The sequence below is a fragment of the Pseudomonas sp. S2_E02 genome (assembly GCF_054668355.1).
This window is the reverse complement of the sequence record NZ_CP162761.1, coordinates 2,400,001-2,419,554: the sequence shown is the minus strand read 5'-3', so window position 1 is coordinate 2,419,554 and position 19,554 is coordinate 2,400,001. Positions and strand designations below refer to the sequence as shown.

The 19,554-nt window shown below is 60.4% G+C and carries 22 protein-coding genes (1 of these 22 only partly in view); 8 read left to right on the top strand and 14 right to left on the bottom strand.

Annotation, left to right across the window (positions count from 1 at the left end; all coding sequences use genetic code 11):
- Positions 1-32: 32 nt before the first annotated feature.
- Genes AB4O01_RS10745 through AB4O01_RS10730 form a run of 4 tightly spaced genes read right to left on the bottom strand, consistent with a single transcriptional unit; the run spans position 33 to position 2,681 of the window.
- Positions 33-608 carry a DUF6162 family protein gene (locus AB4O01_RS10745; protein WP_460091659.1) on the bottom strand — a complete coding sequence of 192 codons (576 nt, stop codon included), beginning with the start codon at positions 606-608 and terminating at the stop codon, positions 33-35.
- The gene (locus tag AB4O01_RS10740) at positions 605-946 is read right to left on the bottom strand and encodes a hypothetical protein (protein ID WP_095125122.1); all 342 of its coding nucleotides are present in this window, start codon (positions 944-946) and stop codon (positions 605-607) included. Before AB4O01_RS10740 ends, AB4O01_RS10745 begins: the two co-directional genes overlap by 4 nt.
- Positions 943-1,485, bottom strand: a complete 543-nt coding sequence (locus AB4O01_RS10735) for a thiamine pyrophosphate-binding protein (protein ID WP_095048409.1) — start codon at positions 1,483-1,485, stop codon at positions 943-945. Before AB4O01_RS10735 ends, AB4O01_RS10740 begins: the two co-directional genes overlap by 4 nt.
- On the bottom strand, positions 1,482-2,681 hold the full coding sequence (locus tag AB4O01_RS10730; protein ID WP_460091656.1) for a PepSY-associated TM helix domain-containing protein: 1,200 nt from the start codon (positions 2,679-2,681) through the stop codon (positions 1,482-1,484). The genes AB4O01_RS10735 and AB4O01_RS10730 overlap by 4 nt, the downstream gene beginning before the upstream one ends.
- Positions 2,682-3,087: 406 nt before the next feature.
- Here AB4O01_RS10730 and leuC point away from each other — a divergent pair, with 406 nt between their 5' ends.
- Positions 3,088-4,506 (top strand): 3-isopropylmalate dehydratase large subunit, encoded by a 1,419-nt coding sequence (gene leuC / locus AB4O01_RS10725; RefSeq protein ID WP_460091654.1) that lies wholly within the window; start codon positions 3,088-3,090, stop codon positions 4,504-4,506.
- Positions 4,503-5,117, top strand: coding sequence for a 3-isopropylmalate dehydratase small subunit (leuD, locus tag AB4O01_RS10720; RefSeq protein WP_116256565.1), 615 nt, complete (start codon positions 4,503-4,505; stop codon positions 5,115-5,117). Before leuC ends, leuD begins: the two co-directional genes overlap by 4 nt.
- Positions 5,118-5,241: 124 nt before the next feature.
- Here leuD and AB4O01_RS10715 read toward each other — a convergent pair whose 3' ends face one another.
- The 4 genes from AB4O01_RS10715 to soxR form a co-directional block, all read right to left on the bottom strand.
- Positions 5,242-6,156, bottom strand: coding sequence for a LysR substrate-binding domain-containing protein (locus tag AB4O01_RS10715; protein ID WP_460091652.1), 915 nt, complete (start codon positions 6,154-6,156; stop codon positions 5,242-5,244).
- A 61-nt stretch (positions 6,157-6,217) separates the two neighbouring features.
- The gene (locus tag AB4O01_RS10710; RefSeq protein ID WP_460091650.1) at positions 6,218-7,093 is read right to left on the bottom strand and encodes an alpha/beta fold hydrolase; all 876 of its coding nucleotides are present in this window, start codon (positions 7,091-7,093) and stop codon (positions 6,218-6,220) included.
- 249 nt (positions 7,094-7,342) lie between these two features.
- Entirely contained in the window at positions 7,343-7,801 is a 459-nt protein-coding gene (locus AB4O01_RS10705) for a VOC family protein (RefSeq protein WP_093435014.1), read from the bottom strand.
- Positions 7,802-7,906: 105 nt separating this feature from the next.
- Positions 7,907-8,359, bottom strand: coding sequence for a redox-sensitive transcriptional activator SoxR (soxR, locus tag AB4O01_RS10700; protein WP_460091649.1), 453 nt, complete (start codon positions 8,357-8,359; stop codon positions 7,907-7,909).
- A 93-nt stretch (positions 8,360-8,452) separates the two neighbouring features.
- Between soxR and AB4O01_RS10695 the strand changes: the two genes are divergently transcribed.
- Positions 8,453-8,806 carry an antibiotic biosynthesis monooxygenase gene (locus tag AB4O01_RS10695; protein ID WP_093435009.1) on the top strand — a complete coding sequence of 118 codons (354 nt, stop codon included), beginning with the start codon at positions 8,453-8,455 and terminating at the stop codon, positions 8,804-8,806.
- On the opposite strand, the gene AB4O01_RS10690 is transcribed toward AB4O01_RS10695, so the two are convergent.
- The 4 genes from AB4O01_RS10690 to msuE are packed head-to-tail and all read right to left on the bottom strand — an operon-like array spanning position 8,803 to position 12,905.
- Positions 8,803-9,906, bottom strand: a complete 1,104-nt coding sequence (locus AB4O01_RS10690; protein ID WP_099756810.1) for a sigma-54 interaction domain-containing protein — start codon at positions 9,904-9,906, stop codon at positions 8,803-8,805. The two genes, AB4O01_RS10695 and AB4O01_RS10690, sit on opposite strands and share 4 nt — an antisense overlap.
- Before the next feature lie 36 nt (positions 9,907-9,942).
- Positions 9,943-11,130: an acyl-CoA dehydrogenase family protein gene (locus AB4O01_RS10685; protein ID WP_460091647.1), complete on the bottom strand. Its 1,188-nt coding sequence runs from the start codon at positions 11,128-11,130 to the stop codon at positions 9,943-9,945.
- Positions 11,131-11,185: 55 nt separating this feature from the next.
- A complete protein-coding gene (gene ssuD / locus AB4O01_RS10680; protein ID WP_460091645.1) occupies positions 11,186-12,331 on the bottom strand; it encodes an FMNH2-dependent alkanesulfonate monooxygenase in 1,146 nt (381 codons plus the stop codon).
- 10 nt (positions 12,332-12,341) lie between these two features.
- Entirely contained in the window at positions 12,342-12,905 is a 564-nt protein-coding gene (msuE, locus tag AB4O01_RS10675) for an FMN reductase (protein WP_095048401.1), read from the bottom strand.
- Positions 12,906-13,295: 390 nt separating this feature from the next.
- Between msuE and AB4O01_RS10670 the strand changes: the two genes are divergently transcribed.
- The 4 genes from AB4O01_RS10670 (at position 13,296) to AB4O01_RS10655 (ending at position 17,506) form a co-directional block, all read left to right on the top strand.
- A complete protein-coding gene (locus tag AB4O01_RS10670; protein WP_460091644.1) occupies positions 13,296-13,553 on the top strand; it encodes a hypothetical protein in 258 nt (85 codons plus the stop codon).
- Between the two features lie 101 nt (positions 13,554-13,654).
- Positions 13,655-14,269, top strand: coding sequence for a LysE family translocator (locus AB4O01_RS10665; protein WP_116256570.1), 615 nt, complete (start codon positions 13,655-13,657; stop codon positions 14,267-14,269).
- A 205-nt stretch (positions 14,270-14,474) separates the two neighbouring features.
- Complete coding sequence (locus AB4O01_RS10660; protein WP_320337452.1) at positions 14,475-15,641, top strand: cysteine desulfurase family protein; 1,167 nt, start codon at positions 14,475-14,477, stop codon at positions 15,639-15,641.
- A gap of 56 nt (positions 15,642-15,697) precedes the next feature.
- Entirely contained in the window at positions 15,698-17,506 is a 1,809-nt protein-coding gene (locus AB4O01_RS10655) for an aminopeptidase P family protein (RefSeq protein ID WP_460091641.1), read from the top strand.
- 43 nt (positions 17,507-17,549) lie between these two features.
- Here AB4O01_RS10655 and AB4O01_RS10650 read toward each other — a convergent pair whose 3' ends face one another.
- The gene (locus AB4O01_RS10650; RefSeq protein WP_093434986.1) at positions 17,550-18,146 is read right to left on the bottom strand and encodes a 2-hydroxychromene-2-carboxylate isomerase; all 597 of its coding nucleotides are present in this window, start codon (positions 18,144-18,146) and stop codon (positions 17,550-17,552) included.
- A gap of 35 nt (positions 18,147-18,181) precedes the next feature.
- A complete protein-coding gene (locus tag AB4O01_RS10645) occupies positions 18,182-18,910 on the bottom strand; it encodes an SDR family oxidoreductase (RefSeq protein WP_460091639.1) in 729 nt (242 codons plus the stop codon).
- A gap of 91 nt (positions 18,911-19,001) precedes the next feature.
- Between AB4O01_RS10645 and AB4O01_RS10640 the strand changes: the two genes are divergently transcribed.
- Positions 19,002-19,554: the 5' portion of a TetR/AcrR family transcriptional regulator gene (locus tag AB4O01_RS10640; protein WP_093434982.1), read on the top strand. The gene runs 11 nt beyond the window's last position; 553 of the gene's 564 nt are visible here — the first part of the coding sequence; its start codon is at positions 19,002-19,004; the stop codon falls past the right edge of the window.

The following is a 19,554-nucleotide window of genomic DNA, read 5'->3' as shown; positions in this document are numbered from 1 at the left end:
CAAGCGGTCTTCTCTCGGAGGAGGGCGAGGAATCAATGGCGATGTTCGCGGGTAACCCCGGCATCGTATTGCGCGATGATCTGTTTCCAGCCAGCAGCGGACAGCGCCGCCGCAGTCAGTTGCGCCGGGGCTTGAGCGGCAGCATCGCGGCTGAGCCAGATGTCCGGCGCAGCCTTGTCATCGGCGCTGAGCAGCATCACAAACGAACCGGCGACGGCCGGATTCTGGCTTTGGCCGAAATACGCGGCGTCCGCCAGCAATTGCCAGGCATGACCACCGCGGCTGACCGAACTCGCATCCTGGGCAAATGGCGCAAACCCTTCGTCGGCCAGATTCTGCGGCGTCGGCAGGGCTTGTTGTTCCTCGCGCAGCAAGCGGATTTCATCGAGGGTCACCCGCAGGTCGGCATAGATGCCTTGCTCGGCAGCACCGAGGTCGCGGCGTGCGTCGAGCTGGTGAGTCGCCACTGGCTCGGGCTCATGGGAAACCCCGCGCCACGCGACTACAGAACCTGCGACCGCAAGGATCAACAGGCACAACAGCAGCACATTGAGGGTTTCATGACCGGCACCGGCCGGGCGCACGATTTGGCTGGTGGGCGTACTCATGGGGCTTCGATATCCGCTTGGTCGATTTCCACCACGTGGCCCGGGCCCGCGTCGAACAGCACGTAAAATTCGCTGCCGGGTTTCTTGAACGTCAGTGTGGAATCGGCGCCGAGTTTGCCCGGCACCAGAATGGTTTCGTCGTAACCGATCACATCGAGGGTCACCCCCGGCGCGCCGCTGCCGTCGGAGAACCCGCCGGTGCATTTGATCTGCTCGGCGTCGATGGCTTTACATTCGCACATCGGGTTGTGAGCCAGCGCACTGGCGCTGAAACCGGCGCACAGCACCAGCAGCACGGCCTTCAGGCGCAGGCGGGAAGGGCGTTGGGAACAAGTCATGGTTTGACTCCTTGTTTGTTCAGCCAGGCGAAGGTGGCGGGGGAGGCCTGACTCAGGGGAATCGAAGCCTGATGCATGCTGCCGTCCCAGCCTTCCATGGTGATCCACAGTTCGGCGTCGGGTCTGGTCTTCTCCGGGATCGGCATCTGCGTGCCCATGCGGTATGGCGTGCCAAAGAAAATCGTACCGGCGGCGCGCAGGCTGCGTGGCTTGCCGATGCGCAGGTAGGTGGCCTTGACCTGCTCGACACAGGCATCGCACAGGGCGGCGCTGAAGTCTTTCATGTAGCCGGCCGGGCCAGTGAGCACCGGCGCTTCGTTGCGCAGTTCGGCCAGGCGCAGGCTCCACGGGCCGACCTGGATATTGCCGATTTCATGTTGGCCCAGGCCGCTGTCACCGCGAAACAGAGAGGCGTCGGCGAAGTATTTGGGCATGAACCCCAGCGGGATCAACAGCAGCAGGACATTGATGTGGAAGCGCCATTTGTGCCAGAAACGCGCGAGTCGAGAAGGCTGTGCCTTGGTGATTGATTTGCTCACAGGCTGGCCTCCGAGGTTTCACGGCTCATCGCCGGTTGTGCCTTGAGGCGGTGTTTCTTGTCTTCGCGCTTCAACGCGTTGGCGGTGGCCAGCGCGGTGCGTTTGGTCCAGATCAACAAGCCGCTGAGGATCATCATGCTCAGGATCAAACCGAAGAAGAACCAGATCAGCTTGATCCAGATGCCGCCGAAGTCGCCGGTGTGCAGTGGCCGCATGGACTCGGTGACGAACTCCAGCGACGAACGATCGGACAGAAGCCGTGAAGCGGCGATGTCGCCGTTGTACGGATTGAGCGTGGCGGTCTGGAACATCAACGGATACCAGCCGCGCCCACCGACGCTCATGTGGCTGTAGGCATTGCCCGGCAGGCTGACGAAGCTGGCTTCCAGCCCCGGAATCTTCTCTTGCGCGAGCTCGACGGCACGGTCCAGGCTGATCCGTGGCGGCGGTGTGCCGCCGGCAGAGATCGGCACGCTCTCGCGGGACATGGCCGGAATGATCGGCTCGCTGGAAATGGCGATCTGGTTGTCGAACAGAATCGCCCGAATCAGAAACCAGATCCCGGTGATGGAAATCACCGCAATGAACCAGATCGACCAGATACCGCACAAGCGATGGAAGTCACCCCAGAAGATCCGCGCGCCGTGACGCACGCGCAGGGTCGGACGCAGAAAACCTTTCCAGAAGCGCTTGTAGACCACTAGACCTGTGATCAGCGACACCAGCATCGGCACGCCGAGGAACGACACCAGATACCAGCCCCAACTGAAACCGTTGGTGAACGGCACCAGCCACCAGCCATGCAGGGCGCGGGTGAAGGCCTTGAAATCGAACGTCGGGGCAGGGCCCTGAATCACCCCGGTGTAAGGATTGACGTAGACCGTCTGCGAACGACCGTCCGGATAGCTGACCGCAACGTCGAGGGCGAAGTGGGATTCGTCGGGACGACTGATACTTTCAACGAGGGTCTGTGGTTCGGCTGTTTTGATCGCTGCCATGATCTGGTCATAGCTGAGCAGCGGCGCATCGTCCGCAGGCTGGCTGGCGCGCATCTGCGGGTTGGCCAGCCAGACGATTTCCTGGCTGACCACCGCCAGCGTGCCGGTGACACAGACGATCAGGACAAAGAACCAGATCGGTAACGCCAGCCAGCTATGAACGAGGAACCACAGTTTGGAGCGGGATTTCTTCGACATGATTGCGCGTCTTTATAGCGGTGAAAGGGCGCGTGGCTACGGGCTTCGCAGCACGGCAGACCCCGAAAGACCGAACGTGGCTTTTGCCTACGCGAACGGCCTGCATCTCTATAGGACGAATGAGCGGGACAAATCCCGAAAGGTGATATGAAAGCAAATGTTTCCCAATTCCCCGCTCACCACAAATCCCTTTGTGGGAGCGAGCCTGCTCGCGAAAGCGCCGGGTCAGTCACTTCATCCGTTGCCTGATCCACCGCTTTCGCGAGCAGGCTCGCTCCCACAGGGCTTTGCTGCGTACAGGGGATCAAACACGATTCATGATCCACGCCATCACTGTCTGCCAATTGATGGCCGACCCGCGCTCCCTATGATGGGAATCACCTGATTTCCCTGAGTGAGCGCCTTGATGACCGCCAGAACCCTCTATGACAAACACATCGATTCGCACACGGTGTGCCGCCTCGACGATCAGGGTCATGTCCTGTTGTATATCGATCGTCAGGTGATCAACGAATACACCAGCCCGCAGGCTTTCAGCGGTTTGCGCGCGGCCGGGCGCGACGTCTGGCGGCCGGGCACGGCGCTGGCGGTGGTCGATCACGTCAACCCGACCACGCCTGTGCGTATCGCAGCAATGCCCGACGCCGGCGGCGCGCGGCAAGTGTCGTATCTGGCGGAGAACTGCCGGGACTTCGGCATCGAGTTGCTGGACATCCTCGACAAGCGTCAGGGCATCGAACACGTTATCGCCCCCGAGCAGGGCTTTATTCTGCCCGGTATGGTCATTGCCGCTGGCGACAGCCACACCACCACCTATGGCGCACTCGGTGCTTTCGGTTTCGGCATCGGCACCTCCGAGATCGAACACCTGCTGGCTTCGCAGACCCTGGTCTACAAACGACTGAAAAGCCTGCGCGTGACCGTCGACGGCGAGTTGGCGCCGGGTTTGACCTCGAAAGACGTGATCATGGCCCTGATCGGCCGCATCGGTGCTTCCGGGGCCAGCGGTTACGCGATCGAATTCTGCGGCTCGACCATTGATGCCCTCAGCGTTGAAGCGCGCATGACCATTTGCAACATGGCTGTCGAGGCGGGTGCGCGCGGCGCATTCATTGCTCCGGATGACAAAGTCTTCGCCTATCTCAAGGACAAGCCGCGTGCGCCGCAAGGTGAGCTTTGGCAACGGGGCGTGGAGAAGTGGCGCGAACTGCGCAGTGATCCCGGTGCGCGGTTTGACCGCGAGATTCACCTCGACGCCAGCGTCCTGGAACCGATGGTCACCTGGGGCACCAGCCCCGATCAGGCCGCTGCAATCGGTGCGCGGGTACCGGATCCGCAAGCGATCAGCGATCCGGTCCTGCGTCAGGACATGCTCCGTGCCCTCAGTTACATGGGCCTCGAAGCGGGCATGGCGCTCAGCGACATTGTTATCAGCCACGCCTTTATCGGCTCGTGCACCAACGCGCGGATAGAAGACCTGCGCGATGCCGCCAGCGTCGTGCGCGGTCAGCAAGTGGCCGGACATGTGCGGGCGATGATCGTCCCCGGCTCCAGCGAAGTTCGCGCTCAGGCCGAGGCCGAAGGGCTGGCGCAGATCTTTATCGATGCCGGATTCGAGTGGCGTCAGTCCGGCTGCTCGATGTGCCTGGCGATGAACGACGACGTACTTGCGCCCGGCGACCGCTGCGCGTCGAGTACCAACCGCAATTTCGAAGGCCGTCAGGGCGCCGGTGCGCGCACTCATTTGATGAGCCCGGCCATGGTCGCCGCTGCTGCGATCTGCGGTCGACTCACCGATATCCGCCAATTTGGAGAACGCCCATGAGCCTGCAACCCTTCACCCACGTCAGCGGTCGGGCCGCACCGTTACTGGCGGCCAACGTCGACACGGACGTGATCATGCCCAAGCAATTCCTCAAAGGCATTGATCGCCAAGGACTCGATCGCGGGCTGTTTTTCGATCTGCGGTTTCTACGCGATGGCAGCCCCGATCCCGATTTTGTGTTGAACAAACCGACATGGCAGGGCGCGAGTTTTCTAGTAGTCGGAGCGAATTTTGGCTGCGGTTCCAGCCGCGAACATGCGGTTTGGGGCTTGCAGCAGATGGGCATCCGCGCGTTGATCGGCAGCAGTTTTGCCGGGATCTTCTACGACAATTGCCAGCGTAACGGGGTGTTGTTGATCACGCTGGAGGAGGCGCAGGTGCAACGCATCGGACAACTTGTCAGTGAGCCTGAAACGGCGCGGATCGCTATTGATCTGCAGGCTCAGCAGATCAGTCTGGCGGATGGCACGGTGATCGAGTTCCAGATTGATACCCTGCGCAAAACCGCACTGCTGCTCGGCCTGGATGCCATCGGCAGCACCCTGCAACGGCGCGAACAGATCAAGATCTTCGAGCGCGAGCATTTGGCCAACAACCCTTGGCTGTCCTGACCCACCGCTGATCCCTTGTGGGAGCGAGCCTGCTCGCGAAAGCGGTGTGTCAGACACAGCACTTTGACTGATTCACCGCTATCGCGAGCAGGCTCACTCCTACAGGGGGGAGTGGTGTTTTGGGCTACAGCGACAATCCTTTGAAATGCGCCTGCAAAAACTCCACACACGCGCGCAATTTGCCGGAATGTGCCAGCCGCGTCGGGTACACCGCCCAGACATTGGCGCTCTGGCTGTAATCGTCGAGCACCTGCACCAAGCGTCCTTGCTCCAGCAACGGTTTCACATCCCACAACGACCGCAACAACACCCCACGCCCGTCCAGCGCCCATTGCAAAACGATTTCGCCGTTGTTTGACGATAACGGCCCGCTGACCCGCACGCTTTCTTGCCTGCCGTCGCGATCCAGATTCCAGATCCCGAAGGCGTTGTCGCGCTCCTTGATCACCAGGCAATCGTGCTGTTGCAACTCGTCCAGCGTCTGCGGCGTACCGCGCCGTTGCAGATAACCGGGAGCGGCGCACAGCACCCGCCGGTTACTGACCAGGCGTCGACCGATGTGCTGGCCGGGCAGGTCATCGCCGACGCGGATTTCCAGATCGAAGCCTTCGTTGATGATGTCCACCACCCGGTCAAACAGGTCGAGGCGAATCTCCAGTTCTGGATAACGTTCGGCCAGCAACGACACCGCCGGGGCTACGTGATTGCGACCGAAACCGAAACTGCTGCAAATGTGCAAACGCCCACGCGGGCTGCCGTGGGCGTCGGACAGTTCATCATGCAACTGCTGGAAATCATCGAGAATGCGCAACGCCCAGCGCTGCACGCGCTCACCGTCCTCGGTCAGCGAGACGCGGCGACTGGTGCGGTGCAGCAGGCGCGTGCCGAGGGTGGTTTCAAGAATCTGGATGCGTTTGCTGACGTAGGCCGGTGACAGGCCCAACTCATCCGCTGCGGCGGCAAAGCCGTTCTTGCGGATTACGGTGAGCAGTACGCGCAGGTCTTCGGGCAGGGGCACGGTGTCTTTCTTCTGGGACATGTCAAAAACGAACACTGGCGGCAGAAGCCGCCAGCATAGCACCGAGATCCAGTGTCTCCGCTCAGCGCAAAAAGGCCAATGCTTCGGCGAGCAACGGTTCGGGGATTTCTTCGGCAATGTAATGGCCAGCGGGCAAGGCCTGGCCGCTGACGTTGGTCGCCACTTGCTGCCACTCCTTGAGCGGATCGAAGCAGCGTCCGACCGTGCCTTCGGCGCCCCACAACACGCGCAGCGGTAGATTCAGCTGATGCCCGGCGGCGAGGTCGGCGCGGTCGTGCACAAGATCGATGCCGGCGCTGGCGCGATAGTCTTCGCAGATGCCGCGAGCGCTGCCCGGTCGTTGCAGGCAGCGCAGGTATTCGCCAAAGGCTGCATCGGTAAACGGCTTGAACCCGGCGCTGCGGCTGCCCATCACGCTGCGCAGATAGCCTTCCGGATCCGCTTCGATCAGGGTTTCCGGCAGTGGTGCCGGGCGGATCAGGAAGAACCAGTGCCAATACGCGCGGGCGAAGGCTTCGTTGGTTTGCGTATACATCGACAGGGTCGGGGCGATGTCGAGCAGCATCATGCGCTGCACGGCGTTCGGGTGATCAAGCGCGAGACGATGGGCGACCCGCGCGCCACGGTCGTGAGCGAGAATCGAAAACTGTTCGAAGCCCAGCGCCTGCATCAACTCGACATTGTCGCGGGCCATTTCGCGTTTCGAGTAATGGGCGTGCAGCTCATCAGCGGCCGGGCGACTGCTGTCGCCGTAACCGCGCAGGTCGGCGGCGACCACGGTGAAGTGTTCGGCCAGTTGTTCGGCAATCTTGTGCCAGATCACATGGGTCTGCGGGTGCCCGTGCAACAGCAACAGGCCCGGGCCGCTGCCGCCGAGGCGGTAGGCAATGTCGACGCCGTTGACGTGACGCTGGTCTTTGCGGAATCCGGCAAACATCGGGCTGATCCTTTTTCAGGGTTCTGGTTGGCTGCATCCTGAAATCGTCCGGCATTCGCGGCAAGGGGCAAAGCGTGGTCGGCAGGTTCATGAAGTGTGTTGATGGGGTTATGTGTTTTCGGTGCCGGCCCCTTCGCGAGCAAGCTCGCTCCCACAGTAGTTTCCGGTGTGACGATTATCTATGCCACCCAACGAAACCCTGTGGGAGCGAGCTTGCTCGCGAAGAGGCCAGTCCAGACACTGAAATGCTCAACCCTGCTGAAACATCTCCATCGCCCGCTGCTTGATCTGTTCTTCAGTCAGATCTTCCTTGCGCGAGGCCAGAAACCACAGATGCCCATACGGGTCCTTCAACGTGCCGCTGCGATCACCGTAAAACTGATCCTTGACCTCAGACACCGTCGTCGCCCCCGCGTCCAGCGCGCGCTGAAAGGACTTGTCGACATCGGTCACGTACAGATGCAAACCAACTGACACGCTTTTATCGGGATTGCTCAACGGCCCCTGATCGCACGGCGAGCCGAGCATGATCGCGCTGTCGCCGATGCGCAGTTCGGCGTGGCCGATGCCGCCGTCGGGCATGGCCAGGCGCATGACTTCGGTGGCGCCGAAGGCTTTTTTATAGAAATCGATGGCCTCGGCCGCTTTGTGGATGCCGAGATACGGGGTAATGCTGTGATACCCCTCGGGGATGGGTTTGACGCTCATGACGTTCTCCCTGAATTGTTGTTCTATGGGACAGGACTCCACCGGATTTGTGGAAGATTCACTATAGAACCGTCCTCGCCGTGCAGGTTTTTGCCCGACGAGCAGTCAATCCTTTGGAAAGTGCGGCCCCGGGCCTTGTTCGCCGAGTACATCGCCCTGATTGCGCAGCGGGCAGGCCTCCATCGACAAACATCCGCAACCGATGCAGCCATTGAGCCGGTCACGCAGTAGCGTCAATTGTTCGATCCGTTCATCCAGCTCTCGGCGCCATTGCTCCGAGAGGGTTTTCCAGTCGGCCGCGCTGGGCGCACGATCATCCGGAAGGATTTTCAGCGCCTCGCCAATCTCCGCCAATGGAATCCCCAGCCGCTGCGCGACTTTGATCAACGCCACCCGGCGCAGCACTTCGCGCGGATAACGGCGCTGATTGCCGGCATTGCGCTGGCTCTTGATCAAGCCTTTGGACTCATAAAAGTGCAGGGCGGTGACGGCGACACCGCTGCGCGCCGCGACTTCGCCGACTGTTAACTGTTTGTGCACATTTTCTTTGCTGATCATCTGCAGACAGCTCTTGACCTTGACTTAACTAGAGGTTTTACCCTGCAGGTCTTCGAGTCGCAAGGCTCGTCTTACACTGAGTGGGGGCATTCCATGAACAACCGCAGTTTTACCCAATTGATCGAATTTGAAATCGAACCACGCCAACAACCTGCGCTGGTGACTGCACTATCGAGGCAAACCGAGCGTCTGGCTCAGCGCTACGACGGTTTTGTCAGCGCCAGTGTGCAGGCCAGCGATGACGGCCGGCGCGTGCTGAGTTTTCTCCAATGGCAGACCCGCGAGGCAGGGGAGGCGGCGTTTCGCAGCTTTGAAAGCGGCGAGCAGGATTTCTGGCAACTGATTCACACCCATCAGGCGAAAACCATCACCTTCAATTCGTTTCAGGTGTTGAGCAGCATCGCCCGTAGTCCCGACGATGCGCTGCACTGCCATCTGGTTGGCTAGATCGACAACTGGATCAAGCGCTCGCCTTGCAGGTTTTCCGTGAGTCGCCGCTTGTTCACCGCCAGTTCGCCGATCTTGATCAGTCGCGTGCGGGTGACGTTGCGACTCAGACCGAGCAACGCGGCGGTGTGCACCTGGTTGTAATGGCAAAAGCGATACGCTGCGCGCAGCAAGGCGTCCTCGACTTTCTCGTGCAAAGCACCGGCCTGTTGCGCGAACAGTTTTTGAAAGGCCTGTTCCAGCAACGCTTCCGGTGAATCATCGGCGCTGCTGTGATGATCGTCCGGGCGCTCGATACGCAGGTTCGACAGGCGCAGATCATCGCGTTCGATCACGCCATTGCGGCAGATCAGTAGGGTGTGATGGATGACGTTTTCCAGTTCGCGAATGTTGCCCGGCCAACTGTAGCCACGCAGTTTGTGCTCGGCACCGGGGCTGATGCTGACGCGGCCATAACCGAGGCGCTGGCTGTAGGCCTCGATGAAATGGCGCGTGAGCGGGAGGATATCGCCGGGACGCTCACGCAACGGGCTCAATTCCAGATTGACCACGTTGAGGCGGTAATACAGATCCTCGCGGAAATGGCCGGCATTGATGGCCTTTTCCAGCTGCACGTTGGTCGCTGCCAGCACCCGCACATCGATGGGAATGCTTTTGCGCGAGCCCAGCCGCACCACTTCGCGCTCCTGCAACACCCGCAGCAACTTCACCTGAATCGCCATCGGCAGATCGCCGATCTCATCGAGAAACAACGTGCCGCCGTCCGCCTCCTCGAACCATCCGGCCTTGGCACTCAGGGCGCCGGTGAACGCGCCTTTTTCATGACCGAATAATTCCGCTTCCACCAGCGACTCGGAAAACGCCCCGCAATTGACCGCGATAAACGGCCGATGACGGCGGTTGCTGAGGTTATGAATATGCCGCGCTACCAGCTCTTTGCCGGTGCCGGTCTCACCGATGATCAGCACACTGGCTTCGCTCGGCGCGACCTGTTGCAAATGCGCGAGCAGGGCCTGGGATTTCGGGTCTTCGAACACCTGCGCGGTGGCGCGGATCGACGTGGCGAGCGCGGGGGAGGGCGGTAGGGTCAGCAGTTGCATGGGCTCGTCCTTCTTTTTAGTTCAAATGCAGGCAGGTCAGGAATAGAAAGTCGGCACCGGCAGCGACTGGTTCAGCGCCCAGTCGCCCAGCTCATGGAGTTTGTAGTCCAGCGGGTCGTGCAGGGTTTGCGTGCGCAGGTTGCGCCAGTGACGATCGAGGCGCAGGGAAGCATGAGTGGAACGCGCGCCGGTCACTTCGAACAGACGGCTGCAAATCTCCAGGCCCTGACGGCTGGCGGCAACTTTCGCGGTAGCAATCGCTGTCGCGACTTGGCCGCGCTCCTCGGCACTGAGATTCGCACCCTTGGCCCAGGCTTCATCGAGCAATGCGGCCGCGCGTTCGACCAGCAGACGAATGCCTTCCAGCGCCACCCAGAACTCGCCGTAATGCGCGAGCACGTATGGATCTTCACGCACATCGCGCGCCGAGGATTTGTGCCAGAGCCGGGTTTCGCTGAGGGTGTATTGCCGCGCTTCTTCAAATGCGCCTTCGGCAATCCCGAGAAACATATGCGTGAACGTCAGCTGCGCGATCAATGGCCGCAGGCAGGCGAACGGCGTGCTCAGCGGGCCGGGATCGAGGAGCAATTCCGACTCTTCGACGCGCACCCGTTCAAAGGTCGCGCTGCCGCTGTCGGTCTGGCGCTGGCCGATGTTGTTCCAGTCGTTGTGCAGGGTGATACCACTGCGGCCGCTGGGAATCGCTGCGATCAGCAATTTGCCGCCAGCGCTCTCATCGACGGCCGAGGCGATCAGCATTTGTGAGTCGCTGGCGCCGGAACAGAAGCTTTTCTTCCCGGAAAACTCGCGCCAGCCGCCGAGATCCTTGACCACGGTGCGAGTGTCGAGCGGGTTGAGCGCATTGCCCCAGAACCAGTTCTGCCGCGCGGTCTGTTCGAACCACGGCTGCCATTGTTCCGGCCGGGAAAACAGGCGCACGGTGGCGAGCATCAAATGATGAAAACCGAAAACGTGGGCGATCGAGCTGTCGACCTTGGCGAACTCGCGGACGACCTGCAGGGTTTCACTCCAGTTCGCGCCGAGGCCGCCGTAGCGGGTGGGAATGCTCAGGGCCAGCAGGCCGCTGTCGCGCAGGGCATCGCGCTCGACTTTTGGCGTGCCACCACGTTCGTCACGTTCGACGGCGGTCAGGGCAAACTCGGCAGCCAGTTGGCGGGCGGTCTGCAATGGGGATAACAAAGTACTTTGCGGTTTGGCGGTCACACCAACACTCCTGAATTCACTCAGCCTGCGGCAGCTCTTACACAAGAGATCCGGTTTACGCCGAGGCTTTTGTGGGCAGCACATCATTGGCAATCATTTCGCCAAACGGCCCGGTCAGATTGGTCACGCCACGCCCGGCCAGACTGGCGTAAGGCTCGGGCAGCAGCGGGAACACCAGCTCGGCAAAGCGGTAAGCCTCTTCCAGATGCGGATAACCGGAGAAGATGAAACTCTCGATGCCCAGATCCGCGTATTCCTTGATCCGCGCCGCCACTTGCTGCGGATCGCCGACCAGCGCCGTACCGGCACCGCCACGCACCAGACCGACACCGGCCCACAGATTCGGAGCGATCTCGAGGTTATCGCGACGACCATCGTGCAAAGCCGCCATGCGCCGTTGACCTTCCGAGTCGAAGCGCGAGAAGGATTTCTGCGCGGCCTCAATAGTCTCGTCGCTGATGTGTTCGATCAGTTTGTCCGCCGCTTTCCACGCCTCTTCGGCGGTCTCGCGCACGATCACGTGTAAGCGGATGCCGAACTTCACCTTGCGCCCATGCCGCGCCGCTCGTTCGCGCACGTCGGCGAGTTTTTCTGCAACCGCGGCGGGTGGTTCGCCCCAGGTCAGATAGACATCGACCTGTTCGGCGGCCAGATCATGCGCGGCATCGGAGGAGCCGCCGAAGTACAGCGGCGGATAGGGTTTCTGCATGGGCGGATAGAGGGCTTTGGCGTTCTGCACCTTCAGGTGTTTGCCGTCGAAATCCACCGCTTCGCCTTGCAACACGCGGCGCCAGATTTTCAGGAATTCATCGGTAACTTCATAGCGCTCGGCGTGACTGAGAAAACTGCCGTCGCCACGGTTCTCGTCCGGATCGCCACCGGTCACGACGTTGATCAGCAAACGGCCGTTGGATAACCGGTCAAGCGTCGCAGCCATGCGCGCCGACACCGTCGGCGAGATGATTCCCGGACGGATCGCCACCAGATAACGCAGACGTTCGGTCAACGGCACCAGCGCCGAGGCGATCACCCAGGAGTCTTCGCAGGAGCGTCCGGTGGGGATCAGCACGCCGTGGTAGCCGAGGCTGTCAGCCGCCTGCGCCACTTGTTTCAGATAGTTGAGGGTGACCGGGCGCGCACCTTGGGTAGTGCCCAGATAGTGGCCATCACCGTGGGTCGGCAGGAACCAGAAAACATCCATGAACGGCTCCTCAGGCGATTTTCAGCAAAGGTTTGATTTGGGTGGCGAACAGCGGCGCTGCGCGTTCGGCGGCCAGGCGTATGCGCGCCTTCAGCAGCTCGCTGGTGATCTGGTAATCGGCGAAGTCGGCTTCGGTGGCGTACACGCCGATCGGCAAGGTCATGGCCTGGAAGAAGCTCAACAGCGGCCGCAACTGGTGATCGAGCACCAGCGCATGGCGTTCGCTGCCGCCGGTAGCGGCGAGCAGCACTGGGGTGTCGATCAAGGCGTTGAGGTCGATCAGGTCGAACAAGTGCTTGAGCAGGCCCGGGTAGGAACCGCGATAAACCGGCGCGGCAACGATCAGCAGATCGGCCTGTTCAATGGCTTGCAACTCGGCTTCAACCTCTGCACTGAGTTCCTGACGCGACAGCGCGCCGCCGAGCGGGCGAGCGATATCACCGAGTTCGATCAAATGGCTTTCAATGGACAAGTGCTCGGCCAGTTCGGCGATCAAAGCTTGGGTCAGTACCAGGGTGCGGGACGGACGCCAGGTGCCGCCGGAGAGGGCGACGACTTTCAGGGGACGCGACATGATCAGTTCCTTTTTTCAACAGTTGCTCAGCGAGCAGTGAGTGAGTCACCGGGTCAGAGCAAGCGCTGTACCAATTCCTGGAAGCCCCGGTTTACAAGGCGTTGAGCTTTAGCGCGGCGGTCGCCCCTGTGAGTAGCAGGGCGCTTTGTTGAATCAGTGTTGGCTGGGCAACAGTTGTTGGAGCAACAGTGCTCAGCCCATGCAGGGAGTTATAAAGGCAGTTTGTTATTCCGTAAAAGAACGTTAATTGATATTTATAGAACGTTAAGAGATATGCGCCAGCGCGTGTCGATTTCCTGATAGCCACTATTGAGAGCGTTGATTTCTGCGCAAGCGTGCCCGGGCGTAGCCTTTGTCCATCGACTCCCCATTGCTCGCCAGGACGCTCCCATGAATCGTTTACTGACTGTCTCCCTGTTGCTCGCTGTCTGCGTACTCGCCGGTTGTGCTGGACATGTATCACCGGAACTGCGCCCTTACACTGATGAAGAATCCCGTGAATTGGCGATGGAAGCACTGAATCGCAGCGGCTTGTCCTTCGACGAATACCACGCGAAAAAAGCCCAACTGCTCGGTCAGTCGCAGTTCGACAAGAAAGCTGAAATGAGTGCCGAACGTGCCGTACAGCTGCACGGTCGTCCTAGCTGAAAACAAACTGTACTGCTGGAAGTTTTCCCCAACTGTCCGTGGGCTTGCCGGGCGGTGTGGGATAGGGTCTACACCTGAATGACCCTGATGGATTGCCTGCCATGAACCTCTCGCTTGACCTGCTGTTGGGCTTTGCCCTGTTTGCCCTTGTCACCTCGATTACGCCGGGGCCGAACAACACCATGTTGCTGGCATCGGGAGTTAATTTCGGCTTCAACCGCACCATCCCGCACATGCTCGGGATCACTTGCGGCTTCTTCGTTCTGGTCGTGGCCGTGGGCTTTGGCCTCGGTGCGGTGTTTCAGACCTACCCGATTCTCTACACGGTTCTGCGCTATGTCGGCGCGGCCTATCTGCTGTATCTGGCGTGGAAAATCGCTCACTCAGGACCGGTCGGCGACAGCGCCGAAGGCGAGTCCAAGCCGATCAGCTACCTCGGCGCCGCCGCGTTTCAGTGGGTCAATCCCAAGGCGTGGATCATGGCCATCGGGGCCATCAGCACCTACACGCCGATGCAGGGCTATTTCACCAATGTCGTGGTGATTGCCGCGGTGTTCGCCATCATCAACCTGCCCAGCGTCGGCGTCTGGGCGGCCTGCGGTACGTTGTTGCGCAATGTGCTGAAGGATCCGCGCTGGTTGCGCGTGTTCAACTGGGGCATGGCGGCATTGCTGGTGATTTCGTTGTACCCGTTACTTCTCGAAAGCTTTAGCTGACGCATTGCTTCAACCGCAGGCCGGATGCCTGTTAAGCTCGACTTCAGGAGCGTTCCTACGCACTTTTAAATGAAGTTGTTCTTCTTTAACGGCATCCGATCAGGTATTGATGACGCTCTCGAACCGACGCGCAGCTCACAAGGCTGCGCCGTGCCGTTTGCAGACACGAGCCTCCTGATCCCGGAACACGCTCTGCGAGTCATTTATGAACACACGTCCGTTGTATTTCGATTACGCCGCCACCACCCCGGTTGACGAGCGGGTCATCCAGGTGATGATCGAGTGTCTGGGGTTTCACGGTAACTTTGGCAACCCGGCTTCCAGCTCCCACGCGTTCGGCCAGCAAGCCCGACACACGGTCGAGCAGGCCCGCCGACAGGTCGCCGAACTGGTCGGCGCCAAGGCTGAGCAGATCGTCTGGACCTCCGGTGCCACCGAGTCCAATAATCTCGCCCTCAAAGGCGTGGCGCAGGCCCGCGGTGTCCCCGGCGGCCACATCATTACCAGTCAGATCGAACACAAAGCCATCCTCGATACCGCCCGCCAATTGCAGGACGCCGGCGTCGCCGTAACCTATCTGGTGCCGGATGTCGATGGCCTGATCACCCCGCAAGCGGTCAGTGAAGCCATGCGCGACGACACCTTTCTGGTGTCGCTGATGCTGGTCAACAACGAGTTGGGTACCGTCAATGATGTTCAAGCGATTGGCGAAGTGGTGCGTAGTCGCGAGGCGTTGTTCCATGTCGATGCGGCGCAGGGCGCTGGCAAAGTGGCCATCGATCTGGGGCAATGGCCGGTGGATCTGATGTCCTTCTCCGCACACAAACTCTACGGCCCCAAAGGCATTGGCGCGTTGTATGTCGGCCCACGGGCGCAGCAGCGGTTACAGGCGCAGATTCACGGCGGCGGACATGAAGGTGGCTTGCGCTCCGGGACGTTGGCGACGCACCAGATTGCCGGCATGGGCGCAGCGTTCGCGCTGGCCGCCGAGACGTTCGATGATGAGAAAAAAACGATCGTCGCGTTGCGTGAACGCTTGCTCGGACAACTGCTCAGCCTGCCGGGCGTACGTCTCAATGGTTGCGCCGCTCAACGCATTCCGCACACCTTGAGCCTGACCTTCAGCGAAGGTGAATTCAACAGCGCGGCGTTGAGCCATTCGATTGCCTTTTCCGCGACCTCGGCCTGCAACTCGGCCAGTAACACGCCATCCCACGTGTTGTTGGCGCTGGGGCATGACGCGCACCTGGCCGGTCGCACCATTCGACTGAGCCTCGGCCGCTTCACCACCGCCGAAGATATCGATAAGGCCGTGCAACTGATCAAGACCGCCTGCGCCAGTGCTCCGGCATTCTGGGCGACCGGGCTTTAAACGAGCCGACCTCTCGGCTACGAACAATAACGATGAAGTGATTAGCAGGAGACATGATGAGTACCCAGACCTCGACCGAAGGATCGGTGCCCCAGCGCCTGGCGCAGACCCGTGAACTGATGCGCCGTGAAGGCATTCATGCGCTGTTGGTGCCGTCCGCCGACCCGCACTTGTCGGAATACCTGCCGGGTTACTGGCAGGGCCGGCAGTGGTTGTCGGGCTTCCATGGTTCGGTCGGGACGTTGATCGTCACCGCTGATTTCGCCGGTGTCTGGGCCGACAGCCGTTATTGGGAGCAAGCGACCAAGGAGCTCAAGGGCAGCGGCATCGAACTGGTCAAACTGCAACCGGGTCAACCGAGTCCGCTGGACTGGCTGGCCGAGCAAACACCGGAAGGTGGTGTGGTCGCAGTTGACGGTGCGGTGATGGCCGTGGCGTCGGCGCGTACCCTGAGCAGCAAGCTGGAAGCACGCGGTGCGCGCCTGCGTACCGATATCGATCTGCTGCAGGAAGTCTGGAGCGATCGTCCGGGCCTGCCGAATGCACCGATCTATCAGCATCTGCCACCGCAGGCGACGGTCAGCCGTGGCGAGAAACTTGCCAAACTGCGCGAAACTTTGCGGGAGCGCGGGGCCGACTGGCATTTCATCGCCACCCTCGACGACATTGCCTGGCTGTTCAACCTGCGCGGCGGCGATGTGTCGTTCAACCCGGTGTTTGTTTCGTTTGCCTTGATCGATCAGCAGCAGGCGACGTTGTTCGTGGCGCTGAGCAAAGTTGATGGCGAATTGCGCGCAGTGCTGGAACAGGATGGCGTAACGCTGCGTGATTACAGCGAAGTCGCTGATGCCCTGCGTGCCGTTCCGAGTGGCGCGAGCTTGCTGGTCGATCCGGCACGAGTGACCAGCGGTTTACTGGATAATCTCGACAGCGCAGTGAAACTGGTCGAAGGCTTGAACCCGACCACGCTGGCCAAATCGCAGAAAAGTGAAGCCGATGCTCAACACATCCGCCAAGCGATGGAACAGGACGGTGCGGCGCTGTGCGAATTCTTTGCCTGGCTGGAATCTGCGTGGGGCCGCGAACGCATTACCGAACTGACCATCGATGAGAAGCTCACAGCTGCTCGCGAGCGTCGTCCGGATTATGTCTCGCTGAGCTTCAACACGATTGCCGCGTTCAACGCCAATGGCGCCATGCCGCATTACCATGCGACCGAAGAAGAACACGCGGTGATCGAGGGTGACGGCTTGCTGCTGATCGACTCGGGTGGACAGTACCTGGGCGGCACCACGGACATCACGCGGATGGTGCCGGTCGGTACGCCGAGCGAAGAGCAGAAGCGTGATTGCACGCGCGTGCTCAAGGGCGTGATCGCGCTGTCGCGCGCGCAGTTCCCGAAAGGCATTCTCTCGCCGCTGCTGGACGCCATCGCCCGTGCGCCGATCTGGGCCGACAGCGTGGATTACGGCCACGGCACCGGTCACGGCGTTGGCTATTTCCTCAATGTCCATGAAGGCCCGCAGGTGATTGCCTATCAGGCCGCGCCGGCACCGCAGACGGCCATGCAGCCGGGGATGATCACGTCGATCGAGCCGGGTACATATCGTCCGGGCCGTTGGGGTGTGCGTATCGAGAACCTGGCGATGAACCGCGAGGCGGGTAGCAGCGAATTCGGTGAATTCCTCAAGTTTGAAACCTTGACGCTGTGCCCGATCGATACCCGATGCCTGCTGCCGGCGCTGCTGACTGAGGAAGAGAAACAATGGTTCAACACCTACCACACAGAAGTGCGTGAGCGCTTGAGTCCGTTGCTTGAGGGTGCTGCGCTGGAATGGTTGAACACCCGTACTGCCGCCATCTGACTGGTTGCAATTCAGGCGCTGTTACCAGCGCCTGAATGATCGCCTAGCCCTGGCGCAGGGCTTCTTCAACGAAGTCGAGCCGATCCTGGCCGAAGAACAGCTGATTACCGATGAACATGCTCGGTGCGCCGAACACGCCGCGTTTAACCGCCGTTTCGGTGTTCTCCTTAAGCGCTGCTTTGACAGATTCATCGTTGCTCAGCGCCAGAACTTCCTGCGGGTCGAAACCGTGTTCGCTCAGTACAGCGGCGACAGTCGCGGGCTCGTCGAGGCTGCGTCCTTCAACCCACAGCGCCGTGAACAGACAATCGATAAACGCCTCAAAGCGTTCTGGCTGACGCAACTGGATACCCGTGACCGCACGCATCAGCATCAGTGTGTTGATCGGGAAATGCGGATTGAATCTCAGCGGCACCCCGTAGCGTTTCGCGTAGCGATCCAGATCCTGAAACATATACCGACCCTTCGCCGGAATCATTGCCGGTGACGCGTTGCCGGTTGCCTTGAATACGCCACCGAGCAGCATCGGGATGTAAATCAGTTCACTGTTCGTCTCGGCACAAATCTTCGGCAATTGGGTGTAGGCCAGATAGGTGGCAGGGCTGCCAAGGTCGAAATAGAACTCCACGGTTTTAGTCATTTTCGCGTCTCTGTCGTTATTGTTATGGCGTTGGCTTACCAGCGTTCATTCCAGGGGCGCAGATCCAGCTCGAACGTCCAGGCATCCCGCGGCTGACTGTGTAGATACCAGTAGTTCTCGGCGATGTGCTCGGGATTGAGGATGCCATCCTGATCTTTGGTCGCGTACTTTTCCGGAAAACCGTTGCGAATGAAATCGGTGTCGATCGCTCCATCGACCACCACATGGGCGACGTGGATGTTCATCGGTCCGAGTTCCCGCGCCATGCTTTGCGCCAGTGCGCGGATACCGTGCTTGGCACCGGCGAAGGCGGCGAATCCGGAAGCACCGCGAAGTCCGGCGGTAGCACCGGTGAAGAGAATCGTGCCGCGATTGCGCGTGACCATGCGTTTGGCCACTTCACGGGCATTGAGGAAGCCTGAGAAACAGGCCATTTCCCAGATCTTGAAATACTTGCGTGCGGTTTCTTCAAGAATGCTGCACGGCACATTGGCGCCGATATTGAACACAAAAGCTTCGATCGGACCGAGGCGAGTCTCGATGTCTTCAATCAGAGCGATTACGTCTTCTTCTTTGCGCGCATCGCAGGCAAAACCGTGGGCTTCACCGCCTTCAGCCTTGATCGCGTCCACCAGCGGCTGCAATTTGTCGGCGCTGCGTCGGGTGACGCAGGCGATGAATCCTTCTTTGGCAAAACGCTTGGCAATCGCCCCTCCCGTGGCATCGCCAGCGCCAACCACTAATACGACCTTCTTGTTAGTCATGGGTAGATGCCTTTATTAAACGATCGTTAAGTGAACGAACGTTATGCTAGGATCCAGACCACGTCAAGGCAGTCGATTCGAGGGCAAACACATGCGTTACTCCGCCAGTCACAAGTTGGAAACCCGGGAAAAGCTATTGCAGAGCAGCTCGCTGTCAGCAAAGCGTTCGGGGTTTTCCACGGTAGGCGTCGACGGCTTGATGAAGGCTATCGGATTGAGTGGCGCGGCGTTCTACAGTCACTTTTCGTCGAAAGATGCGTTGTTCACTGCCATCGTCGAGCGCGAGTTGGGTCAAAGCCTTGAACGATTGGGCGGGGAGGGCACGCGGGATCGTGAGCGACTGGAGCGCTGTCTCAAGCACTACCTGAGCATGGCTCACGTAGAGCAACCTGAGGCCGGTTGCGCGTTGCCGGCGTTGGGCGCAGAAATTGCTCGATCGGATGTTCGGGTGCGCGAGCAGGCCGAGCTGTGGATTTGCCGGCTTCAGGAGCGTTGGGCACAGATACTTGAGAGCGAGACCCTGGCGTGGTCGGTGCTGTCGCAATGCGTTGGGGCATTGGTGGTGGCGCGCATGTTGGCCACGCCGGACGTTCAGCAAGCGGTGCTGAAGTCCAGCCATGAAGAAATTGGCCGGCAGATTGCCG